Origin of the sequence: [Mycobacterium] manitobense (assembly GCF_025821665.1) — a bacterium.
In the GTDB taxonomy this organism is placed as follows: Bacteria; Actinomycetota; Actinomycetes; order Mycobacteriales; family Mycobacteriaceae; genus Mycobacterium; species Mycobacterium arseniciresistens.
This window is the reverse complement of the sequence record NZ_JACKSJ010000239.1, coordinates 1-22,381: the sequence shown is the minus strand read 5'-3', so window position 1 is coordinate 22,381 and position 22,381 is coordinate 1. Positions and strand designations below refer to the sequence as shown.

20 protein-coding genes are annotated in these 22,381 nt (G+C 70.0%); 7 read left to right on the top strand and 13 right to left on the bottom strand.

All coding sequences use genetic code 11. The features are described 5' to 3' along the window. The 3 genes from H7I41_RS26695 to bioB form a co-directional block, all read right to left on the bottom strand. Positions 1-336: DUF2567 domain-containing protein (locus H7I41_RS26695; RefSeq protein WP_264015658.1), on the bottom strand; the 336-nt coding region annotated here is incomplete at its 3' end. Beyond that, on the bottom strand, positions 333-560 hold the full coding sequence (bsaP, locus tag H7I41_RS26690; protein ID WP_264015657.1) for a biotin synthase auxiliary protein BsaP: 228 nt from the start codon (positions 558-560) through the stop codon (positions 333-335). The genes bsaP and H7I41_RS26695, both read right to left, overlap by 4 nt. Before the next feature lie 11 nt (positions 561-571). Beyond that, a complete protein-coding gene (gene bioB, locus H7I41_RS26685; protein WP_264015656.1) occupies positions 572-1,567 on the bottom strand; it encodes a biotin synthase BioB in 996 nt (331 codons plus the stop codon). 47 nt (positions 1,568-1,614) lie between these two features. On the opposite strand from bioB, the gene H7I41_RS26680 reads away from it, so the two are divergent. Continuing rightward, on the top strand, positions 1,615-2,208 hold the full coding sequence (locus tag H7I41_RS26680; RefSeq protein ID WP_264015655.1) for a TetR family transcriptional regulator: 594 nt from the start codon (positions 1,615-1,617) through the stop codon (positions 2,206-2,208). Positions 2,209-2,320: 112 nt separating this feature from the next. Here the strand turns inward: H7I41_RS26680 and H7I41_RS26675 are convergent, their stop codons facing one another. From H7I41_RS26675 to H7I41_RS26660, 4 genes are read right to left on the bottom strand one after another with little or no spacing between them, the layout of a single operon-like run. After that, positions 2,321-2,842, bottom strand: a complete 522-nt coding sequence (locus H7I41_RS26675) for a 2'-5' RNA ligase family protein (protein ID WP_264015654.1) — start codon at positions 2,840-2,842, stop codon at positions 2,321-2,323. Continuing rightward, positions 2,843-3,529, bottom strand: coding sequence for a dethiobiotin synthase (gene bioD, locus H7I41_RS26670; RefSeq protein WP_264015653.1), 687 nt, complete (start codon positions 3,527-3,529; stop codon positions 2,843-2,845). Next, complete coding sequence (locus tag H7I41_RS26665; protein ID WP_264015652.1) at positions 3,526-4,674, bottom strand: 8-amino-7-oxononanoate synthase; 1,149 nt, start codon at positions 4,672-4,674, stop codon at positions 3,526-3,528. The genes bioD and H7I41_RS26665 overlap by 4 nt, the downstream gene beginning before the upstream one ends. 32 nt (positions 4,675-4,706) lie before the next feature. Beyond that, entirely contained in the window at positions 4,707-5,996 is a 1,290-nt protein-coding gene (locus tag H7I41_RS26660; RefSeq protein WP_264015651.1) for an adenosylmethionine--8-amino-7-oxononanoate transaminase, read from the bottom strand. Positions 5,997-6,087: 91 nt separating this feature from the next. Here H7I41_RS26660 and sucT point away from each other — a divergent pair, with 91 nt between their 5' ends. Genes sucT through treZ form a run of 4 tightly spaced genes read left to right on the top strand, consistent with a single transcriptional unit; the run spans position 6,088 to position 14,477 of the window. Continuing rightward, positions 6,088-8,250: an acetyltransferase SucT gene (sucT, locus tag H7I41_RS26655; protein ID WP_264015650.1), complete on the top strand. Its 2,163-nt coding sequence runs from the start codon at positions 6,088-6,090 to the stop codon at positions 8,248-8,250. A gap of 4 nt (positions 8,251-8,254) precedes the next feature. Beyond that, complete coding sequence (gene glgX, locus H7I41_RS26650; RefSeq protein WP_264015649.1) at positions 8,255-10,417, top strand: glycogen debranching protein GlgX; 2,163 nt, start codon at positions 8,255-8,257, stop codon at positions 10,415-10,417. A gap of 3 nt (positions 10,418-10,420) precedes the next feature. Beyond that, entirely contained in the window at positions 10,421-12,760 is a 2,340-nt protein-coding gene (treY, locus tag H7I41_RS26645) for a malto-oligosyltrehalose synthase (RefSeq protein ID WP_264015648.1), read from the top strand. Then, on the top strand, positions 12,753-14,477 hold the full coding sequence (treZ, locus tag H7I41_RS26640) for a malto-oligosyltrehalose trehalohydrolase (RefSeq protein WP_264015647.1): 1,725 nt from the start codon (positions 12,753-12,755) through the stop codon (positions 14,475-14,477). Before treY ends, treZ begins: the two co-directional genes overlap by 8 nt. A 15-nt stretch (positions 14,478-14,492) precedes the next feature. Here treZ and ilvA read toward each other — a convergent pair whose 3' ends face one another. Both ilvA and H7I41_RS26630 read right to left on the bottom strand, forming a co-directional pair. After that, a complete protein-coding gene (gene ilvA, locus H7I41_RS26635; protein WP_264015646.1) occupies positions 14,493-15,770 on the bottom strand; it encodes a threonine ammonia-lyase IlvA in 1,278 nt (425 codons plus the stop codon). Positions 15,771-15,826: 56 nt separating this feature from the next. Beyond that, a complete protein-coding gene (locus H7I41_RS26630) occupies positions 15,827-16,264 on the bottom strand; it encodes a nitroreductase family deazaflavin-dependent oxidoreductase (RefSeq protein WP_264015645.1) in 438 nt (145 codons plus the stop codon). 88 nt (positions 16,265-16,352) lie between these two features. On the opposite strand from H7I41_RS26630, the gene H7I41_RS26625 reads away from it, so the two are divergent. Then, positions 16,353-16,583 carry a hypothetical protein gene (locus H7I41_RS26625; protein WP_264015644.1) on the top strand — a complete coding sequence of 77 codons (231 nt, stop codon included), beginning with the start codon at positions 16,353-16,355 and terminating at the stop codon, positions 16,581-16,583. Position 16,584: 1 nt separating this feature from the next. On the opposite strand, the gene H7I41_RS26620 is transcribed toward H7I41_RS26625, so the two are convergent. Together H7I41_RS26620 and H7I41_RS26615 are read right to left on the bottom strand one after the other, a co-directional pair. Further along, entirely contained in the window at positions 16,585-17,004 is a 420-nt protein-coding gene (locus H7I41_RS26620; protein WP_264015661.1) for an SRPBCC family protein, read from the bottom strand. An 8-nt stretch (positions 17,005-17,012) separates the two neighbouring features. After that, entirely contained in the window at positions 17,013-17,438 is a 426-nt protein-coding gene (locus tag H7I41_RS26615; RefSeq protein ID WP_264015660.1) for a MerR family transcriptional regulator, read from the bottom strand. Between the two features lie 55 nt (positions 17,439-17,493). Between H7I41_RS26615 and H7I41_RS26610 the strand changes: the two genes are divergently transcribed. Then, entirely contained in the window at positions 17,494-17,931 is a 438-nt protein-coding gene (locus tag H7I41_RS26610; protein ID WP_264015643.1) for a PPOX class F420-dependent oxidoreductase, read from the top strand. Here H7I41_RS26610 and dnaE read toward each other — a convergent pair. Further along, a complete protein-coding gene (gene dnaE, locus H7I41_RS26605) occupies positions 17,928-21,482 on the bottom strand; it encodes a DNA polymerase III subunit alpha (protein ID WP_264015642.1) in 3,555 nt (1,184 codons plus the stop codon). The genes H7I41_RS26610 and dnaE overlap by 4 nt on opposite strands. A gap of 64 nt (positions 21,483-21,546) precedes the next feature. Further along, positions 21,547-22,182, bottom strand: coding sequence for a TetR/AcrR family transcriptional regulator (locus H7I41_RS26600; protein WP_264015641.1), 636 nt, complete (start codon positions 22,180-22,182; stop codon positions 21,547-21,549). Positions 22,183-22,381 lie beyond the last annotated feature (199 nt).

The window sequence follows — 22,381 nt, the reverse complement described above, 5'->3', positions numbered from 1 at the left end:
GGCTGCGGCGGCCGCCAGCGCGCACCCGCCGCTGAGGGCCGCCACCAGCACCGGTCCGCGGTGCGCCCGCCACTGCCACACCAGCACCGCGGCCACCACGGCGACCACCAGCAGCATGCCGACCAGCAGGGCCGACGAGGTGAAGAAATGGTCCGCCTCGTCGCCGAGGAACGCCTTGACCCGCTCGCCCTGGCGGTTGAGCACCACCACGCCGTGCACCGGCGGCGCCAGGACCGCCCACAGCGCCCCCGCGAGCACGCCCGCGGCGACCAGCCCACCGATCACCACCAGCACCGCGCGCCTGCGGCCGGCGTCCGGCGCCGTCGGCGTGCTCACCGCTGCATCTCCAGGTCGTGCGAGTCGACCAAGCCGTGCCGCGAGCACTTCGCCCACCACCCGTCCGGCCGCACCTGCACGATCATCCGGCGCCCGCAGCCGGCACAGAACCGCGGCGGCTCGAGCCCCAGCTGCGCGGCCGTCGGCACGACGCTGCCCGCGGGCCCGCCGGTGTAGACGTTGTAGACACCGGCGCTCACCGGCGCCGGCAGTTCGTGGCTCATCACCTACGGTTCTACAGGGTCGCGTTGAGCGCCTTGATCGGCATCTGCAGATCCTCGAGCAGCGCGAGGTCCGATTCGGCAGGCCGGCCCAGCGTGGTCAGGTAGTTGCCGACGATGACGGCGTTGATGCCGCCGAGGATGCCCTGCTTGGCGCCCAGGTCGCCGAGCGTGATCTCGCGCCCGCCCGCGAAGCGCAACATGGTCCGCGGCAGCGCCAGCCGGAACGCCGCGACCGCCTTGAGGGCCTCCGACGCGGGCAGCACGTCCAGATCGCCGAACGGCGTGCCGGGACGCGGGTTGAGGAAATTCAGCGGCACCTCGTGCGGGTCCAGCTCGGCGAGGTTGGCGGCGAACTCCGCACGCTGCTCCAGCGACTCCCCCATGCCGAGGATGCCGCCGCAGCACACCTCCATGCCGGCCTCGCGGACCATCCGCAGCGTGTCCCAGCGCTCCTCCCACGAGTGGGTGGTGACGACGTTGGTGAAGAACGACCGCGCGGTCTCCAGGTTGTGGTTGTAGCGGTGCACGCCCATCGCCGCCAGCTTCTCGACCTGCTCCTCGGTCAGCATGCCCAGCGAGCAGGCGATCTGGATGTCGACCTCGTTGCGGATGGCCTCGATGCCCGCGGCGACCTGCGCCAGCAGCCGCTCGTCCGGGCCGCGCACCGCCGCCACGATGCAGAACTCCGTCGCGCCGGTCTTGGCGGTCTGCTTGGCAGCCTCCACCAGGCTGGGGATGTCCAGCCAGGCGCTGCGGACCGGGGAGGCGAACAGCCCGGACTGCGAACAGAAGTGGCAGTCCTCGGGGCACCCGCCCGTTTTGAGGCTGATGATGCCCTCGACCTCGACGTCGGGTCCGCACCACTTCATCCGCACGTCGTGGGCGAGCGCCAGGAGGTCGTCGAGGCGGTCGTCGCCCAGCTGCAGCACCTGCAGCGTCTGGTCCTGCGTGAGACCCTCGCCGCGTTCGAGCACCTGCTCGCGTGCCACTGCCAGAATGTCGCTCACCCGTTACTCCTTCACGTCTTGAACGGTGTTCAGGTTAGGGTAGTGGTGTGCAGCTGCACAAACGCGACGTGGTCGACGCGGCGACCACCATCCTCGACGAGTACGGCATCAGCGACCTGACGATGCGCCGGCTCGCCCGTGAACTCAACGTCACGCCGGGCGCGCTGTACTGGCACTTCGCCAACAAGCAGCAGCTCCTGGGCGCGGTGGCCGACCGCATCCTCGAACCGGTCGGCGAGGTGCCCGGTGGTTGGCGTGACCGCATCGCCGGCCTCTGCGGGACGCTGCGCGACGCGCTGCTGTCGCACACCGACGGCGCCGAGCTGGTCTCGGCGAGTTTCGCCGCAGGCCAGTCCGAGGCGATGACCCGGATCGTCGGACACCTCGGCGTGGCCGCCGCCGATGCCGGGGTCGACCCCGCGCACACGGATCTGGCGGCCCGCACGGTGGTCTACTACGTGCTCGGCTTCACCGCCGACGAGCAGTCCCGGTTGCAGTGGGACGCCGCAGGCGCGGAGCTTCCCGAGGGTCAGTCGGCGCTGGGCGACGACGCCACCGCCCGGTTCCGCTTCGGCGTCGAACTGCTGGTCAACGGAATCGGAGTCGCCGAACACGAATGGGTGCGCGGGACGCGAGCGTGATCACCGTCGACGACGTGCGCGCTGTCAGTCACTGCCGCGAATTCTGCACATAGGTTGCGGCCCAGGCGCGTTCGCGACCCTGATGTAGAACCCGGCGCGCAGTCGGCGACGGTCAGCTGATCGGGTACTCGATCTTCTCGTCGCCGTCCCAGTGCCGCAGCCCGACGGCGTGGCCCCGCACGTCGCGCGTCACCGACGCCACGGCGAACGCCGCGGGCAGCTGGTCGGCCGGGACGCGCCGCGCCAGCGTCACGTGCGGCGTCCAGTGACCCGGATCAGCATGCGGCAGAACGCCGTTCGGCATGTGCGGCAGGCACAGCCGATGGACCTCCCCATGCAGCGCCAACAGTTCCGCCGAGGGAACGAGCAGCCGCACCAGGGTGAAGGCGCGGCCGCCGAACAGCATGGGCGCGCCGATCGTGCACTCCAGTGGAAGCCGCGCCAGCACGGGACACAACGCCGTGTCGACCGCGGAGTCCATCCCTTCGGCCACCGTCAGCGTCACGTGCGGACGGTTGCTCGGCGACCTGTGCCCCGCCTGGCTCCGCACGCCCGCCGCCATCAGCTCGTCCCACACCTGCCGGATCGCGGCATCGGTGTCGTCGTCGAAGATCAGCTCGACGCTGTGCACCACTTAGAGGCTCGCGATCCAGCCGGGGTCGAACGCCGCAGCGCTCATCGCCTCGAACTCCGCCACGCTCATGGTTCCCGCGCCCGCGGTCAGGACCGCCCGCACCGGCGCCAGTCCGGACAGCGACTCCCTGTTGTCCGTCTCGGCCACACCCGGCTGTGCGGGCCACGCGCCGATCACCACGCCGGCGCACTGAACGTCATCGCGGGCAAGCGCTTCCAGCGTCAGCGCAGTGTGATTCAGGGTGCCGAGGCCGGCCTTCACCACCACGAGCACCGGCGCGGACAGCGCCACCGCGAGGTCGCGCAGCGTCGCGCCGTCGGCGCCGACGTGCACGAGCAGCCCGCCCGCCCCCTCCACCAGTGTCAGCCGGCCGGGAGCGTCCACGGTGCGCACAGAGTCGACCAGATCGCCCAGCGTGGGCAGCGGCAGGCCGGCGCGGCGGGCCGCGGCCACCGGAGCCAGCGGTTCGGGATAACGCCACGACCCGTGCAGGGCCGTCACCCCCGAGAGGCGTCGCACCTCGGCGAGGTCGTCGTCGCCGTCACCGTCGTCGGACCAGGCGCCGGTCTGTACGGGCTTGCACACCGCGACGTCGACGCCGGCCAGCCTTGCTGCGCACGCCAGCGCCGCCGTCGCGACCGTCTTGCCGACGCCGGTGTCGGTGCCGGTGACGAGGCAGACAGTCACCCGCGGGCCGCGGCCAGCGCGCGGGTCAGCACGTCACGGGCCAGCGCCATGTCGTCGTCGGTGAGCGACGCCCGCGCGGTCAGCCGCAGCCGCGACGTCCCCGCGGGCACCGTCGGCGGCCGGAAACACCCGACCCGCACCCCGTGCTCCAGGCAGTCGGTCGCCGCCGCGAGTGCGACCTCCGGCTCGCCGAGCACCACCGACACCACGGCGGACTCGGGGCGTTCGGCAACGCCGCACATGTCGGCCAGGCCGGCGGCCCGGTCGAGCACCGCACCGGCCCGCCAGGGTTCGGCGGCCAGCAGTCGCAATGCGGCCCACGCCGCGCCGACCGCGGCGGGCGCCAGCCCGGTGTCGAAGATGAACGGCCGCGCCGCGTCGATCAGATGCGCGCGCACCGCCGCCGGTCCCAGCACCACGCCGCCCTGGCTGCCCAGCGCCTTGGACAGGGTGGTGGTCATGACGACGTCGGGGGCGCCTGCCAGGCCGACCTCCTGCAGCAGCCCGCGCCCGCCGGTGCCGCGCACCCCGAGGCCGTGCGCCTCGTCGACGACGAGCAGTGCGCCGTGACGCCGGCACACGTCGTGCAAAGCGCGCAGCGGCGCCATCACGCCGTCGGCGGAGAACACCGAGTCGGTCAGCACGACGGCGCGGGATTCGGTGCGCCCGGCCAGCGCCGCGGCGACGGCGCCGACGTCGCGGTGCGGCGTCACGGCGACCCTGGCCCGCGAGAGCCGGCAGGCGTCGACCAGGGAGGCGTGGGTGAGCGCGTCGGAGACCAGCAGTGTCCCCGGACCGGAGAGGGCGACGACGGCGCCGAGATTGGCGGTGTAGCCCGAGGAGAACACCAGCGCCGACTCGGCTCCGACGAAGTCGGCGAGCGCGCGTTCGAATCCCTCGTGCAGCTCGGTGTTGCCGGTGACGAGCCGGGATCCGGTGGAGCCGGCGCCCCAGGTGCGCAGCGCGTCGACGCCGCCTGCGATGACGTCGGGATGCTGGGACAGGCCCAGGTAGTCGTTGGAGGCCAGGTCGAGTTCGGCGCCGACGGGCGGGCGGGGCCGCAGGGAGCGGCGCAGTCCGTCGGCGCGGCGCTGCTGCTCGACGTCGGCCAGCCATGACAGCGGTGAGAGGCCCGCGCGTGTCATCCGGCCCCTCCTCTCGACGACTTGAACACCGTTCAGGTTAGCGCACGGGCGACCGCGACCATCGCCGCGGTGATCCGGTCGACCTCGCCGGCATCGCAGATGTAGGGCGGCATCACGTAGACGAGGTCGCGGAACGGCCGAAGCCACACCCCGTGGTCCAGCGCGGTCACGGTGGCCAACGGCACATCGACGGGCCGGTCCAGCTGGATCACCCCGATCGCGCCGAGCACCCGCACATCGGCGACGCCCGTCACCTCCCGCGCCGGCGCCAGCCCGGTGCGCAGACCCGCCTCGATGGCACGCACCCGGGCCCGCCAGTCCCCCGCGAGCAGCAGCTCCACCGAGGCCACCCCGACCGCGCACGCCAGCGGGTTGGCCATGAACGTCGGCCCGTGCATCAGCGCGCCGGGCTCCCCCGCGCTGATGATGTGCGCGATCTCGGCGGTGCACAGCGTGGCCGCCAGCGTGATGTACCCGCCCGTGAGTCCCTTGCCGACGCACATCACGTCCGGCCGCACGCCGGCGTGGTCGGCCGCGAACAGCTCGCCGGTGCGCCCGAAGCCGGTGGCGATCTCGTCGAAGATCAGCAGCACGCCGTGCCGGTCGCAGATGTCCCGCAGGTCGACCAGGTAGCGCGGGTCGTGGAACCGCATCCCGCCCGCGCCCTGCACCACCGGCTCGACGATCACCGCCGCCACCTCGTCGGCGTGGGCGGCCAGCAGGCGTTCGAACTCCGCGGAGTAGGCGGGGTCGTGGGCAGCGGGCACCGGCGGCGCGAACACCTGCCGCACCATCACGTCGGTCCACAGCGAGTGCATGCCGCCGTCGGGGTCGCACACGCTCATCGGGGTGAACGTGTCGCCGTGGTAGCCGCCGCGCCACGTCATCAGCCGGTGCTTGCCCGGCCTGCCGAGGCTGCGCCAGTACTGCAGCGCCATCTTGGCGGCCACCTCGACCGACACCGAGCCGGAGTCGGAGAAGAAGACCGTGTCCAGGCCCTCGGGCGTCACCTCGACGAGCAGCTGCGCCAGCCGGGCCGCCGGCTCGTGGGTGAGGCCGCCGAACATCACGTGGTTCATGGTCGCCAGCTGGTCGACGATCGCCGCGTCGAGCGCCGGGTGTCCGTGACCGTGGATCGCGGTCCACCACGACGCCATCGCGTCGAGCACCTCGACCTCGCGCCCCTCGCGCACCACGGTCAGGTGGGGGCCCCGCGCACCCACCGCGACCACCGGCGGGAACGCCTCGGCGCCGATGGTGCTGTACGGGTGCCACACGTGGGCGGCGTCGATCGCACTGATCTCCGCGGGCGTCAGGGGCACGGGCTACGAGCCTACTTCTTTGCTCGGGCAGCGGGCGGCGACCACCGCGACATGAGTCATCGGCAGAAGTTGGGTAAATTGCTTCTCGACCATGATCACCCTCGCCGCCCCCAGGCCGGCGCCCGCCACCGAGATCGGTTACGCGCCGCGCGCCGCCATGGGTTCCCGAATGTCGGGCTTCTACCGACACGACCTCGACGGTCTTCGTGGTGTCGCGATCGCGATGGTGGCGGTGTTCCACATCTGGTTCGGCCGCGTCTCCGGCGGCGTCGACGTCTTCCTGGCGCTGTCGGGCTTCTTCTTCGGCGGCCGCCTGCTGCGCGCGGCGCTCACCCCCGGCGTGTCCCTGCGGCCGGGGCGCGAGGTCATCAGGCTGGGGCGGCGGCTGCTGCCGGCGCTGGTGGTGGTGCTGGCCGCCGCCGCGGTGCTGACCATCCTCGTCCAGCCCGAGACCCGGTGGGAGACCTTCGCCGACCAGAGCCTGGCCAGCCTCGGCTACTACCAGAACTGGGAGCTGGCCAACACGGCGTCGGACTACCTGCGGGCAGGCGAGACGGTCAGCCCGCTGCAGCACATCTGGTCGATGTCGGTGCAGGGCCAGTTCTACATCGCCTTCCTGGCGCTGATCCTCGGCCTGGCCGTGCTGCTGCGCCGCATCCTGCGGCGCCACCTCAAGGCCGTGTTCGTGGTGGTGCTCACCGCGCTGACCGTCGCGTCGTTCGTGTACGCGATCTTCGCGCACAACGCCGACCAGGCCACCGCCTACTACAACAGTTTCGCGCGGGCCTGGGAGTTGCTGCTGGGCGCGCTGGCAGGCGCGCTGGTGCAGTACGTGCGCTGGCCGATGTGGCTGCGGACGATCGTCGCGACGGTCGCGCTGGCGGCGATCCTGGCCTGCGGCGCGCTGATCGACGGCGTCAAGGAGTTCCCCGGCCCCTGGGCGCTGGTGCCGGTCGGCGCCACCATCCTGTTCGTGCTGTCGGCCGCCAACCGGCTCGCCGATCCGCACACCGGCGGCCGGTTGCCCGCCCCCAACCGGCTGCTGGCCACCGCGCCGTTCGTCGCCCTCGGTGCGATGGCCTACTCCCTGTACCTGTGGCACTGGCCGCTGCTGATCTTCTGGCTCTCCTACACCGGACACCAGCGCGCGAGCCTCCTCGACGGCGCGGGTGTGCTGCTGGTTTCGGGCGTGCTGGCCTGGCTGACGACCCGCTACATCGAGGAGCCGCTCCGCTACCGCGCGCCTGCGGCGACCAGCCCCGCGGTGCCTCTGCGCAAGCGGTTGCGCAGGCCGACGATCGTGCTCGGGTCGGTGGTCGCGCTGCTCGGTGTGGCGCTCACGGCGACCTCGTTCACGTGGCGCGAACACGTCACCGTCGAACGCGCCAGCGGCAAGGAGCTGTCCGGGCTGTCGGCCCGTGACTACCCCGGTGCGCGCGCGTTGCTCAACCAGGCGAAGGTGCCCAAGCTGCCGATGCGGCCCACCGTGCTGGAGGCCAAGAAGGACCTGCCCGCCACCACCAACGACGGCTGCATCAGCGACTTCGACAACATCGGTGTGATCAACTGCACCTACGGCGACAAGACCGCGACCCGCACCATCGCCCTGGCAGGCGGGTCGCACGCCGAGCACTGGGTCACCGCGCTCGACCTGCTGGGCCGGCTGCACAACTTCCGGGTGGTCACCTATCTGAAGATGGGTTGCCCGCTCACCACCGAACAGGTGCCGCTGGTGATGGGCGACAACCGGCCGTACCCGAAGTGCCATCAGTGGAACGAACGGGTGATGGACAAGCTGATCGCCGACCACCCCGACTACGTGTTCACCACCTCGACCCGGCCATGGATCACCAAGCCGGGCGACGTGATGCCGCCGAGCTACCTCGGCATCTGGGAACGGTTGTCGCAGAACCGGATTCCGATCCTCGCGATGCGCGACACGCCATGGCTGGTGCGCGACGGCGAGCCGTACTTTCCGGCCGACTGCCTGGCCGACGGCGGCGATGCGATCTCCTGCGGCATCAAGCGGGCCGAGGTACTCTCCGACCACAACCCGACACTCGACTTCGTCGCTCAATTCCCGATGCTGAAGGCCCTCGACCTGAGCGACGCGGTGTGTCGCCAGGACTACTGTCGCGTAGTGGAGGGAAACATATTGCTGTATCACGACTCTCACCACATCTCGGCAACGTACATGCGCACCATGACCAACGAACTGGGACGACAGATCGCCGCTGCCACCGGCTGGTGGTGACCCCGTGACCGCAGCATCCCCCGCGCCGAAGCCGCGCAGCGCCACCACCGTCTGGCCGGGCGAGTCCTATCCGCTGGGCGCCACGTATGACGGTGCCGGCACCAACTTCTCGTTGTTCTCCGAGGTCGCCGACCGCGTCGAACTGTGCCTGATCGCCAAGGACGGCACCGAGGAGCGGATCGACCTCGAAGAGGTCGACGGATACGTGTGGCACGCCTACCTGCCCACCGTCACCCCGGGACAGCGCTACGGATTCCGCGTGTACGGGCCGTGGGACCCGCCCGCCGGGCACCGGTGCGACGCGAGCAAGCTGCTGCTCGACCCGTACGGCAAGTCCTTCCACGGCGACTTCGACTTCGGCCAGGAGCTGTTCTCCTACGACCTGGCCGCCGACGACCTCGCCTCCGGTGGCACCCCGCCGCAGCTGGATTCACTCGGGCACACCATGACCAGCGTCGTGATCAACCCGTTCTTCCAGTGGGGATCCGACCGGGCGCCGCGCACGCCCTATCACGAGACGGTGATCTACGAGGCCCACGTCAAGGGCATGACGCAGACCCACCCCGGCATCCCGGAGGAGCTGCGCGGCACCTATGCGGGCCTGGCCCATCCGGTGATCATCGACCACCTCAAGTCGCTGAACATCACCGCGATCGAACTGATGCCCGTGCACGCGTTCATGCACGATCACCGGCTGCTCGATCTGGAACTGCGAAACTACTGGGGCTACAACACCTTCGGGTTCTTCGCACCGCACCACCAATACGCGTCCAACCGGCACGCCGGCGGCGCCGTCGCCGAGTTCAAGACGATGGTGAAGGCCTTCCACGAGGCGGGCATCGAGGTCATCCTCGACGTCGTCTACAACCACACCGCTGAAGGCAACCACCTCGGGCCCACGATCAACTTCCGCGGTATCGACAACGCGGCCTACTACCGGCTGCTCGACGGCGACCTGCGGCTGTACAAGGACTTCACCGGCACCGGCAACAGCCTCAACGCCCGCCACCCGCACACCCTGCAGCTGATCATGGATTCCCTGCGCTACTGGGTGCTGGACATGCACGTCGACGGATTCCGCTTCGACCTGGCCTCCACCCTGGCCCGCGAGTTCTACGACGTGGACCGGCTGTCGGCGTTCTTCGACCTGGTGCAGCAGGACCCGGTGGTCAGTCAGGTCAAGCTGATCGCCGAACCATGGGACATCGGCGAAGGCGGTTACCAGGTCGGCAATTTCCCAGGTTTGTGGACCGAGTGGAACGGGAAGTATCGCGACACTGTGCGTGATTACTGGCGGGGCGAGCCCGCGACCCTCGGCGAGTTCGCCTCGCGGCTGACCGGATCGTCCGACCTCTACGAGGCCACCGGACGCCGGCCCAGCGCCAGCATCAACTTCGTCACCTGCCACGACGGCTTCACCCTGAACGACCTGGTGTCGTACAACGAGAAGCACAACGAGGCCAACGGTGAGGACAACCGCGACGGCGAGAGCCACAACCGGTCGTGGAACTGCGGCGTGGAGGGGCCGACCGACGATCCCGACATCACGGCGCTGCGCGGCAAGCAGATGCGCAACATCCTGGCGACGTTGATGTTGTCGCAGGGCACGCCGATGATCGCGCACGGCGACGAGATCGGCCGCACGCAGCGCGGCAACAACAACGTGTACTGCCAGGACTCCGACATCGCCTGGATGGACTGGTCGCTGTGCGAGACCAACGCCGACCTGCTGGACTTCACCCGCAAGGTGATCGGGGTGCGCAAGAAGCATCCGGTGTTCCGGCGCAGGCGGTTCTTCGAGGGCAAACCGATCCGCAGCGGCGACGAGGTGCGCGACATCGCGTGGCTGACACCGGCCGGCACGGAGATGACGCCGCAGGACTGGGGCACCGGGCTGGGCCAGTGCGTCGCAGTGTTCCTCAACGGCGAGGCCATCTTCGCGCCGAACGCGCGCGGCGAACGGGTGGTCGGCGACTCCTTCCTGCTGTGCTTCAACGCCCATGACCGCGTGCAGGACTTCGCCGCGCCGGAGGGCTTCTACGCCAACGAGTGGACCGCCGAGCTCGACACCGCCGATCCCACCGGCGCCACGGACCTGGTGGTGGCCGCGGGCGAGAAGATCTCGCTGCCCGCGCGTTCGGTTCTCGTGCTGCGCAAGACGGCCTGACCGATGGATCGCGTGCTCTCGACCTACCGACTGCAGATGCGCGGCGACTGCTTCACCTTCGCCGACGCCGAGAACGTTCTCGACTACGTGGACGCGCTGGGTGTCTCGCACCTGTACCTGTCGCCGATCCTGACCGCGGCGCAGGGGTCCACCCACGGCTACGACGTCACCGACCCCACCACGGTGTCCCACGCGCTCGGCGGCCCCGACGGTCTCGCACGCCTGTCCGCGGCCGCAAAGGCACGCGGATTGGGTCTGGTGGTCGACATCGTGCCCAACCACGTCGGCGTCGACTCCCCCGCCCAGAACGCCTGGTGGTGGGACGTGCTCACGCACGGCCGCGAATCGGCGTACCACTCCTACTTCGACATCGACTGGGATCTCGATCCCGACCACCGGATCGTGCTGCCGGTGCTGGGCTCCGACGACGACGTCGCCGACCTGGTGGTCGACCGCAGCGGTGACGAACCGGTGTTGCGCCTCGGCGATCTGGCCTATCCGATCGCGCCGGGCACCGCCGGCCAGGACGCCACCGGCGCGCAGGTGCACGACCGGCAGCACTACCGCCTGATCGGCTGGCGCAACGGCATCTGCGGATACCGGCGGTTCTTCTCCATCACCTCGCTGGCGGGGCTGCGTCAGGAAGACCGGGCGGTGTTCGAGGCCACCCACGCCGAGGTGGGCCGCTGGGTGGCCGACGGTTTGGTCGACGGTGTGCGCATCGACCATCCCGACGGCCTGTCCGACCCGGCCGGCTACCTGGCATGGCTGCGGGACCTGCTCGGCGACGACGCCTGGATCGTGATCGAGAAGATCCTCGCCGTCGACGAACCGCTCGATCTCAGCCTGCCCGTCGCCGGGACGACGGGTTACGACGCGCTGCGCGAGGTAGGCGGGGTGTTCCTCGACCCGGCCGGTGAAGCGCCGCTGACCGACCTCTACGAGTCCACCGGGGTCGACTACGCATCGACCCCCGCGGAGGCCCGCAGGCTCAAGGCGCAGGCGGTCACCGACACGCTGGGCAGCGAACTGGCCCGGCTGCACCGCACCGTGACCGGCGCGACCGGCGTCGACCACCCGCAGCTGCCCACCGCGATCGCCGCCCTGCTGAGCCACATCGGGGTGTACCGGTCGGACTACCCGTCGCTGTCGCTGGTGTTGCCCGTCGCCGTCGAGGAGACCGTCGCCGAACGCCCTGACCTCGCCGAACCGCTGACGATCCTGAGCACGGCGGTCACCGCGAACCGCGAGACGTCGGTGCGGCTGCAACAGCTGTGCGGCGCCTCCACCGCCAAGTCGATGGAGGACTGCCTGTTCTACCGGGACGCCCGGCTGGTGTCGCTCAACGAGGTCGGCAACGAACCCGAGAAGTTCGGGGTCAGCACCGCGGAGTTCCACCAGCGCGCCGACGCCCGCGCCCGGCTGTGGCCGTCGGCGATGACCGCGCTCACCACGCACGACACCAAGCGCGGTGAGGATGTGCGGGCCCGTATCGGAGTGCTCTCGCAGGTGCCCGCACTCTGGGCGCAGTACGTCGAGGCCTGGTTGGAGCGCACCTCGCCACCCGATTCCGGCACCGCGATGTTCCTGCTGCAGAACGTCTTCGGCGTCTGGCCCGCCGACGGCACGGTGACGCCCGAGCTGCGGGAACGGCTGCACGGTTACGCCGAGAAGGCCATCCGCGAGGCCGCGCTGCACACGTCGTGGAACGACCCGGACGAGACCTTCGAATCGGCGGTGCACAAGTGGCTGGACACCGTGCTCGACGGACCCGTCGGCGCGGAACTGACCCGGCTGCTCGAACAACTCGACCGGCATGCGCGCAGCGACAGTCTCGGGCAGAAACTGGTGGCCCTCACCGCACCCGGCGTGCCCGACGTGTATCAGGGCACCGAACTGTGGGAGGACAGCCTGGTGGATCCAGACAACCGGCGGCCGGTCGACTACGCCGAGCGGCGCGCGGCGCTGGAGGCGGCCACCCATCCCAAGATCCGGGTGGTGCGTGAGGCGCTGCACCTGCGCCGCGAGCGTCCGGACGCGTTCCTCTCCGGCGACTACCGCCCGGTGCTCGCCGACGGCGCGGCCGCCCAGCACGTGCTGGCCTTCACCCGCGGCGCCGACGTGCTCACCGCGGTGACCCGGCACAGTGTCGGTCTCACCGAATCCGGTTGGGGTGACACGACTCTGCCGCTACCCGCGGGCGAGTGGACCGACCGGATCGGCGGCGGACGGTTCAGCGGTTCTGTCCCGGTGATCGAGCTGTTCGCCGACCTGCCCGTTGCGCTGCTGGAGCGCAGCGGTCCCGGGGGCGGAGCGCAGCGACCGGGGGAAGCCAATGGTTGAGTTCGCGGTGTGGGCGCCGCGGCCCGAGCGGGTGCGCCTCGATGTGGACGGCACGCTGCATCCGATGGTCGCCTCCGGCGACGGCTGGTGGCGCGCCGACGTCGACGCCCGCATCGACGCACGGTACGGCTTCGTGCTCGACGACGACCCGAAGGTGCTGCCCGACCCTCGGTCACCGCGCCAGCCCGAGGGCGTGCACGAGCGTTCGCAGCGCTGGCGGCCCGCAGCCGATGCCTGGACCGACTCCGACTGGGCGGGCAGGTCGATCGAGGGTGCGGTGATCTACGAGCTGCACGTCGGCACCTTCACCCCGGCGGGCACCTTCGACGCGGCGATCGACAAGCTGGACCACCTGATCGATCTCGGTGTCGACGTCGTGGAACTGATGCCGGTCAACGCATTCGGCGGCACCCACGGCTGGGGCTACGACGGCGTGCTCTGGTACGCGGTGCACGAACCCTACGGCGGCCCCGACGGCCTGATCCGGCTGATCGACGCCTGCCACCGGCGCGGACTGGGTGTGCTGATCGACGCGGTGTTCAACCACCTCGGACCGTCGGGCAACTACCTCCCCCGGTTCGGCCCGTACCTCTCCAGCGGCAGCAATCCGTGGGGCGAGTCGATCAACATCGCCGACGCCGACGCCGACGAGGTGCGCCGCTACATCATCGACTGCGCCCTGCGGTGGATGCGCGAGTTCCACGCCGACGGACTGCGGCTGGACGCCGTGCACGCCCTCGTCGACACCACGGCATTCCACATCCTCGAGGAACTGTCCGCCGAAACCGACGCGCTTTCAGCCGAACTCGGCCGTCCGCTCTCACTGATCGCCGAGAGCGACATGAACGACCCGCGACTGATCACACCCCGCGAGCGTGGCGGCCTCGGGATGACCGCACAGTGGGACGACGACATCCACCACGCCATCCACTCCGCGGTGTCGGGCGAGACACAGGGCTACTACGGTGATTTCGGCTCGATCGAAACGCTGGCGCAGACGCTGCGGAACGGGTATTTCCACGCGGGCACGTACTCGTCGTTCCGGCACCGCAGGCACGGCAGGCCGCTGGACACCTCGTCGATCCCGGCCACCCGGCTGCTCGCCTACACGCTGACCCACGACCAGGTCGGCAACCGCGCCGTCGGCGACCGTCCGTCGCAGAACCTGCAACCCGGTCAGCTCGCGGTCAAGGCGGCGCTGGCACTCGGATCGCCCTACACCGCCATGCTTTTCATGGGTGAGGAGTGGGCGTCGTCCTCACCGTTCCAGTTCTTCAGCTCCCACCCCGAACCGGAACTCGCGCGGGCCACCGCCGAGGGCCGCAAGGCGGAGTTCGCCGAACACGGCTGGGACGCCGACGAGATCCCCGACCCGCAGGACCCCGAGACGTTCCTGCGTTCCAAGCTGAACTGGGACGAGGTGGCCGACGGCGACCACGCCCGGATGCTGGCCGTCTACCGCGATCTCATCGCGCTGCGGCACCGCGAACCCGACCTTGCCGATCCGTGGCTGGATCACCTGCGGGTGGACTACGACGAGGAGCAGCGCTGGCTCGTCATGCACCGCGGCGCCTTCGCCGTCGCCTGCAATCTCGGCGCCGAACCGGTAACCGTCCCGGTCACCGGCGAAGTGGTGCTCTCCTGGGACGAGCCGGCGGTGGAGGGCGAGGCGACCCGGCTGCCGGGGCACTCCTTCGCGGTGCTGCGCTCGGCGTAGGCCGCGGCTGAGCCCCTAGGTCAGGTAGCGGTAGACCGGCGAACCCGGCTCCAGGGTCTCGACGTGCATGTCCGAGCTGCGCATGCGCACCAGCAGCCCGTCGAGGTCGGCGGCCGAGCCGAGCTGGATGCCGACCAGCGCCTCGCCGGTCTCCCGGTTGTTGCGCTTGACGTACTCGAACAGCGTGATGTCGTCGCCCGGACCGAGCACCTCGTCGAGGAAGCGGCGCAGCGCGCCCGGCTCCTGGGGGAAGTCGACCAGGAAATAGTGCTTGAGCCCGAGGTGGACCAGCGAGCGCTCGAGGATCTCGTTGTAGCGCGAAACATCGTTGTTGCCTCCCGAGATCAGGCACACCACCGTGGTCCCCGGTTCGACCGTCGCCTCCAGCAGCCCCGCCACCGCCAGCGCCCCGGCCGGTTCGGCGATGATGCCCTCGTTCTGGTACAGGTCCAGCATCGCGGTGCACACCGCGCCTTCGTCGACCGTAGTGAGCGACACCATGTCCCCCGCGGCGGTCAGCGCGGCGAACGGCAGCCTGCCCGCGCGGTTCACGGCGGCGCCGTCGACGAACTGGTCGACGTGGTCGAGGGTGACCGGTTCGCCGGCGGCCAGGGCGGCGATCATGGCCGCCGCACCCGCGGGTTCCACACCGAGCACCGCGGTGTTGGTGGTGCGCTCGGCCAGATAGGTGGTGATGCCGGAGATGCACCCGCCGCCGCCGACCGGGACGATCACCAGGTCCGGCTCGGCGTCGAGCTGGTCGAGGATCTCCGCGGCGATGGTGCCCTGGCCCGCCATCGTGCGCAGGTCGTCGTACGGCGGGATCAGCGTGGCCCCGGTGCGCGCCACGTCGTCGAGGGCGGCCGCCGCGGCCAGGTCGTAGGTGGCGCCGACCGCGATCAGGTCGATGAACTCGCGGCCGTGGTAGCGGATGCGGTCACGCTTCTGCCTGGGCGTCTTTGTCGGTACGTACACCCGGCCCCTGATGCCCATCGACCGGCAGGCCAGCGCGAAGCCCTGGGCGTGGTTGCCGGCCGAGGAGCAGACCACGCCGGCGGCCAGTTCGGCGTCGGACAGCTGCATCAGCAGGTTGTAGGCGCCCCGCAGCTTGTAGGACCGGACGGCCTGCAGGTCCTCGCGCTTGAGGTACACCGTCGCACCGGTGGCCTCGGACAGCCGTTCGGACAGGTGCAGCGGGCTGCGCACCACGATGTCGGCGATCCGCGCGGCGGCCTCGTCGATGTCGGCCGCGGTCAACGGCGACGTGACGGGCTGGCTCAGGTCGGCGGACACCGCTCAATGGTGCCATCCGCCCGTCGCAGGGGTACAGCCGGTTTTGCCAGACCGGTCTACTCGGCCGGGCTCAGCACGAACACCGGGATCTCCCGGTCGGTCTTCTCCTGGTACTCGGCGTACTCCGGCCAGACCTCGACGGCTCGCTCCCACCACTCGGCCTTCTCGTCGCCGAACACCTCGCGGGCGTCGTAGTCGCGGGTGGACGGACCATCCTGCAGTTCGACGCGCGGGTTCTTCTTGATGTTGTGGTACCAGACGGGATGCTTCGGCGCGCCGCCGAGCGACGCGACAACCGCGTACTCCCCGTTGTTCTCCACCCGCATCAGCGGGGTCTTGCGGAGCTTGCCGGTCTTGGCGCCGACAGTGGTCAGCAGGATGACGGGGCGGCCCTTCAGCTCGGTGCCCTCGGTGCCCCCCGAGGCCATGTACTGCTCGGCGTTCTCGCGTGCCCAGTCCGACGTGCTCGGTTCGTATTCTCCGGTCAGCGGCATGAAACAAGTTTAGGCGGGTACAGAAAGCCGGTGCCCGTATTGAGAGTTTCGGCTGGCCGAAACCATGGTTGAGAGGTACCCTCGACCTATGACCACCGCAGGCCATCTCCGTTCCACGGTCTCCCGTGCGACGTGCGATGTGAGTGTCGCCGGTGTGCCATGGCCCGCGTACAAGGTGATCGCGCTGATGCTCGGCGCCCTGGTGACCGTGATCGTCGGCGTCGCCACCATGAGCGCCGCGCCTGCGGTGCTCGCCGGTGCCGCGGCGGCCACCATCGCCTGGCTCGGCCTCGGCGTCTTCTGCACCGACCGCCAGTAGCTCAGCGCTCCAGCAGCCTGCGCAGTTCCTGCAGGTCCGCGGTCACCGCCGCGACGTCGGCCTCGAACTCCTCGCCGGTCATCCCGGCGCGCTGCCGCACCGTGAACACGACCTCGCAGCGCGGCACACCGACTCCTACAGGAACGACGCGCAGCGCGTTGTACACCGCCTCGCCGGACGGCAGCCGCACGACATGGTCGATCACGCCGAACTCGTTGACCGGCGCGAACTCGATGCTCACCCGCCCCATCGGCGAGTCGGCCACCCAGCCCTCGTCGCTTCGCCGCAGCTCGCCCGCGGCCAGTCCCGCCGCCCAGCGCGGCATCTGCTGCGGGTCGGAGGCGAAGGCGTACACCACCTCCGGCGGCGCGTCGATCCACACCCCGATGTGACGGGAGGTCTGCGCGGTGTCGCCGGTCATGTCGTCGGTCACCGGTCCATCGTGACGCAGCCGGAGTTCATCGGCGTCGCCGAGCCGATCGCGTGCACCCCGCACGTGCAGTCGTCGATCGAGGGACAGGTGCACGCCATCCCCCACTCGACGATCTCCCTCGCCCGGCGCAACTCGTCCATCCTGGCGTCGATCTCGGCGAGCTTCGACCGCGCCAGCGATCGGCTGACCGGCCGCCCCGGCGCATCGTCGGCGAACAGCACCGCGATGTCCTCCAGTGCGAATCCCGCCGTCTTGCACAGCCGGATCACTTCGAGCCGGGCCAGGATCGAGTCGCCGTAACGGCGCTGACCGCCCACCCGTGCCGCGGGCGCCAGCAGCCCGATCTGCTCGTAGTACCGCAGCGTGGTCGCCGCGATCCCCGCGCGGCGGGCCACCTCGCCGATCGTCAGGCTCGCCGTCATCGCCACCCGCCCTCCTCTTGACTTGGAGTCAACTCTAAGTGCTGGACTCGACATCATGCAGACCCTCGACGACCTCCGACACTCCCGCTACGCGCTGCTGCGCACCTACCGTCGCGACGGCACCCCCGTCGACACCCCGATCTGGTTCGCGTTCGACGGCTCCGCGCTGGTGTTCCGCACGAAGATCGGCCCGAAGACCCGCCGACTGACCCACGACCCACGCGTGCACCTGCGGGTGTGCGACCACCGGGGGCGCGTCAGCCCCGAATCCGGGACCGTCGACGGGCGGGCGACGATCCTGTCCGGTGCCCCTGCCGCAGCGGCCGAAGAGCTGCTGCGCCACCGCTACGGCTGGCAGTACAACGTGGTCCCCCTGCTGAAGATCCCTGGCGTGCGCAACGTGCACAGCAACCTGCCGTGGCGCGAGAAGGTGCGACGGGCGCGCGCCCGCCACCTCTGGGACGACAGCGCGATCGTCCGGATCGACCTCTAACCGCCGAGGCAGCCGGGCCCGAGCAGTGCCTTCAGGTCGCCCATCAGCGCCGGTGACGGGGTGACCCGCAGCGCCTGGTCCAGTTCCAGGGTGGTGATGCGCTCACCGCTGATCAGCCGCAGGTGCACCTGCGACACCCCCGGGTGGTTGGCCAGCACCGCCTTGAGCGCGCTCACCTTGTCCACGGTGCACTGCCGCGTCGGCAGGCTCACCGCGAGCGGGCGGTTCACCTGCGCGCTGGAGAAGTCGGGCACCACCAGTTCGTGGGCGATCAGCGCGATCCGGTCGTCCCGGGCGGCCACCTTCGCCTTCACCAGCACCACCACGTCGTCGGCGATCTCAGCGCCGAACAACGAGTAGGTCTGCGGGAAGAACAGCACCTCGATGCCGCCGGTGAGATCCTCGAGTTGCGCTGAGGCCCAGGGCAATCCGTTCTTGTTCACCCGCCGGTTCACCGAGGCGAGGATGCCGCCCACCAGCACCTGCGCGTCGTTGGCGACGTCACCGTCGAGGATCGCCGGGATCTGGGTGTCGACCTGGTTGGCCAGCAGATGGGCCACCCCGTTGAGAGGGTGGCCGGACACGTACAGCCCGAGCATCTCCCGTTCCAGGGCGAGCTTGTGCTTGTCCTCCCACTCCTCGTCGGGAACCTTGATGGTGAACACCGCATCGGTCGCGGTGTCGGCGCCGCCGAACAGGTCGAACTGCCCCATCGCCTCGGCCTTCTTGGTGCCCAGCACCGAGTCCACCGCGTCGGTGTGCACCAGGAACAGGCCCTTGCGGGGATGGCCGAGCGAATCGAAGGCGCCGGCCTTGATCAGCGACTCCGTCACCTTCTTGTTGCACGCCGAGATGTCGATCTTGTTGAGGTAGTCCGAGAAGTCGGTGTACTTGCCCTTCGCGGCGCGCGTGTTCACCAGCGACGCCACCACATTCGCGCCGACGTTGCGCACCGCGCCGAGCCCGAACCGGATGTCGGTGCCGACCGAGGCGAAGTTCTGCACCGACTCGTTGACGTCCGGCGGCAGCACGGTGATGCCCAGCCGGCGGCAGTCGGCCAGGTAGACCGCGGCCTTGTCCTTATCGTCGCCGACGGAGGTGAGCAGACCGGCCATGTACTCGGCCGGGAAGTTGGCCTTCAGGTACGCCGTCCAGTAGGACACCAGCCCGTACCCGGCCGCGTGGGACTTGTTGAACGCGTAGTCGGCGAAGGGCAGCACGGTGTCCCACAGCGCCTTGACCGCCGCCGCGGAGAACCCGTTGGCCTTCATGCCGTCGGAGAAGCCCTCGAACTCCTTCTCCAGCACCTCGCGCTTCTTCTTGCCCATGGCCTTGCGCAGGATGTCGGCTCGGGCGAGCGAGTAGCCGGCCACCTTCTGCGCGATGCGCATGATCTGCTCTTGGTAGACGATCAGGCCGTAGGTCTCGGCGAGGATCTCGCGCAGCGGCTCCTCGAGCTCGGGATGGATCGGCTTGATGGCCTGACGGTTGTTCTTGCGGTCGGCGTAGTCGTTGTGGGCGTTCATGCCCATCGGCCCCGGCCGATACAGCGCGATCACCGCGACGACGTCCTCGAACCCCGTCGGCTGCATCCGCCGCAGCAGGTCGCGCATCGGCCCGCCGTCGAGCTGGAACACACCCAGCGTGTCGCCACGTCCGAGCAGTTCGTAGGCCGCCGGGTCGTCGAGCGGCACGGTGTCCAGATCGAGGTCGATGCCCCGGTTGGCCCTGATGTTCTCCAGGCAGTCGCCGATGATCGTCAGGTTCCGCAGGCCGAGGAAGTCCATCTTCAGCAGGCCGATGGCCTCGCACGAGGGATAGTCCCAGCCGGTGATCACCGCGCCGTCCTGCGGCCGCCGCCACAGCGGGATGGCGTCGACCAGCGGTTCGGAGCTCATGATCACCGCACAGGCGTGCACGCCGGCGTTGCGGACCAGGCCCTCGAGCCCGCGCGCGGTCTCGTAGATGGTCCGCACGTCGGGGTCGGTGTCGATCAGCCCGCGGACCTCGGTGGCCTCCTTGTACCGATCGTGGGCCGGATCGGTGATGCCCGAGAGCGGGATGTCCTTGGCCATGATCGGCGGCGGCAGCGCCTTGGTGATCCGGTCGGCGATCGCGAAGCCCGGCTGACCGTAGTGCACCCGGGCCGAATCCTTGAGCGCCGCTTTGGTCTTGATGGTGCCGAAGGTGATGACCTGGGCCACCCGGTCGCTGCCCCACTTGTTGGCGGCGTAGCGCAGCATCTCACCGCGGCGGCGGTCGTCGAAGTCGATGTCGATGTCGGGCATCGAGACGCGCTCGGGGTTGAGGAACCGCTCGAACAGCAGCCCGTACGGGATCGGGTCGATGTTGGTGATGCCCATCGCGTAGGCCACCAGCGAGCCCGCCGCCGATCCGCGCCCCGGCCCCACCCGGATGTCCACCGAGCGGGCGTAGTTGATCAGGTCGGCGACGATGAGGAAGTACGACGGGTAGCCCTTGTCGCAGATGACCTTGATCTCGAAGTCGGCGCGGTCGAGGTACTCCTGCGGCACCGTGCCGCCGGAGAAGCGGCGCTCCAGGCCGGCGCTCACCTCGTGCCGCAGCCAGCTCTCCTGCGAATGACCCTCGGGCACCGGGAAGACGGGCATCCGGTCGCGGGGCTGCCACACCTCGGCGTAGGACTGCACGCGCTCGGCGATGAGCAGCGTCGAGTCGCACGCGCCGGGGACCTGCTGGTCCCACAGCGCCCGCATCTCCGCCGCCGACTTCAGGTAGTAGCCGTCGCCGTCGAACTTGAAGCGGGTGGGGTCCGACAGCGTCTTGCCGGTCTGGATGCACAGCAGCGCCTCGTGGTTCTGGGAGGCCTCACGGGTGACGTAGTGGCAGTCGTTGGTGGCCAGCGGCGGGATCGACAGCTTGCGGCCCACCTCCAGCAGTCCCTCGCGGACCCGGCGCTCGATGTCGAGGCCGTGGTCCATCAGCTCGAGGAAGAAGTTCTCCGGCCCGAAGATCTCCCGCCACTTGGCCGCCGCCTCCAGCGCCTCGCGCTCGTGCCCGAGCCGCAGCCGCGTCTGCACCTCGCCCGACGGACAGCCGGTGGTGGCGATGATGCCCTCGGCGTGCTCGGCGATGATCTCGGCGTCCATCCGCGACCACTTGCCGAGCTGCCCCTCGAACGAGGCCAGCGACGACAGCTTGAACAGGTTGCGCAGGCCGGTGGCGTTCTCGGCCACCATCGTCATGTGCGTGTACGAGCCGCTGCCCGACACGTCGTCACTCTTCTGGCTCGGGTCGCCCCAGAGCACCCGCTTGGTGTCGAACCGCGACGCCGGGGCGATGTAGGCCTCCACCCCGATGATCGGGGTGATCCCGACGTCGGTGGCGGCGTTGTAGAACTCGCTGGCGCCGAACATGTTGCCGTGGTCGGTCATCCCGATCGCGGGCATCTCCAGCCGCTGCGCCTCGGCGAGCATCGGCTTGACCTTCGCGGCACCGTCGAGCATCGAGTACTCGGTGTGGTTGTGCAGGTGAACAAACGACCCCGAGGAATTAGACGATGAACCGCTCATAGGGTGGCCAGTCTATGACCGACCTCCGACACCGCTCGGCGTGTCGCGATGCGTGTCTTCGGCCTCAAGCCGGCCGGTCGCCGGCATCGTTGGTGGGCAGCCCGCCGGCGAACAGCCGGACCAGCTGTTGGGTCACCGGTTCCATGTCGTCGGGACGTGCGACGAAGCTCGCGTAGCACCCGAGGCCCCACATCACGACGTGCAGCATCGACACGATCCCTGCGGTGTCGGCGTCGGCCCGGATCTCGCCGTGCGCGACGCCGTCCTCGACCACCCTGGTGAGGAACTGCCGCACCGGCGACGGCACGCTGAACGGCAGCAGCTCGGGGTTGCGCTGCGGTTCGAGCCGGGCCGAGATGGTGAAGGCGATGGTCGAGCGGTCGCGGTGTTCGGCCTCCTGCAGCGCGACGAAGAAGGTGGCCAGCCGGTCGAGCAGCGCGTCGTGCGCCAGCGCCCGCTCGACCGCCGAGGTGAGCATCGACTTCGTCTCTTCCATCACGGCGCGGTACACGTCCTCGCGGGTGGCGAAGTAGTAGTGCAGCGTCGGCCGGCTCAGTCCGGTGTGCTTGGAGATCGCCTGGAACGTCATCGCCGGGTAGCCGCGCTGGTTGATCACCTCGCGCGCGGCACGCACGATGCGGCGGCGGGTCTGCGCGGAGTCGGCGCCGACGGGGCGACCACGCCCCCGCGCAGCCGGCACGCTGCGACCCCCTCGCTGCACGAGCAAACCGTATGGCATCGGCGTTGATCATGGCAACGGTCCGCGGCGCCGTGGCCGGTCAGGGCATGCGTCGCCGCAGATGGGCGGCCACGCCGGCGTCCGCGGTCAGCTCGATGGCGCGTCGGTACGCGGCCGCCGCCTCCTCGGGCCGGCCGGCCGCGGCGAGCAGATGGCCGCG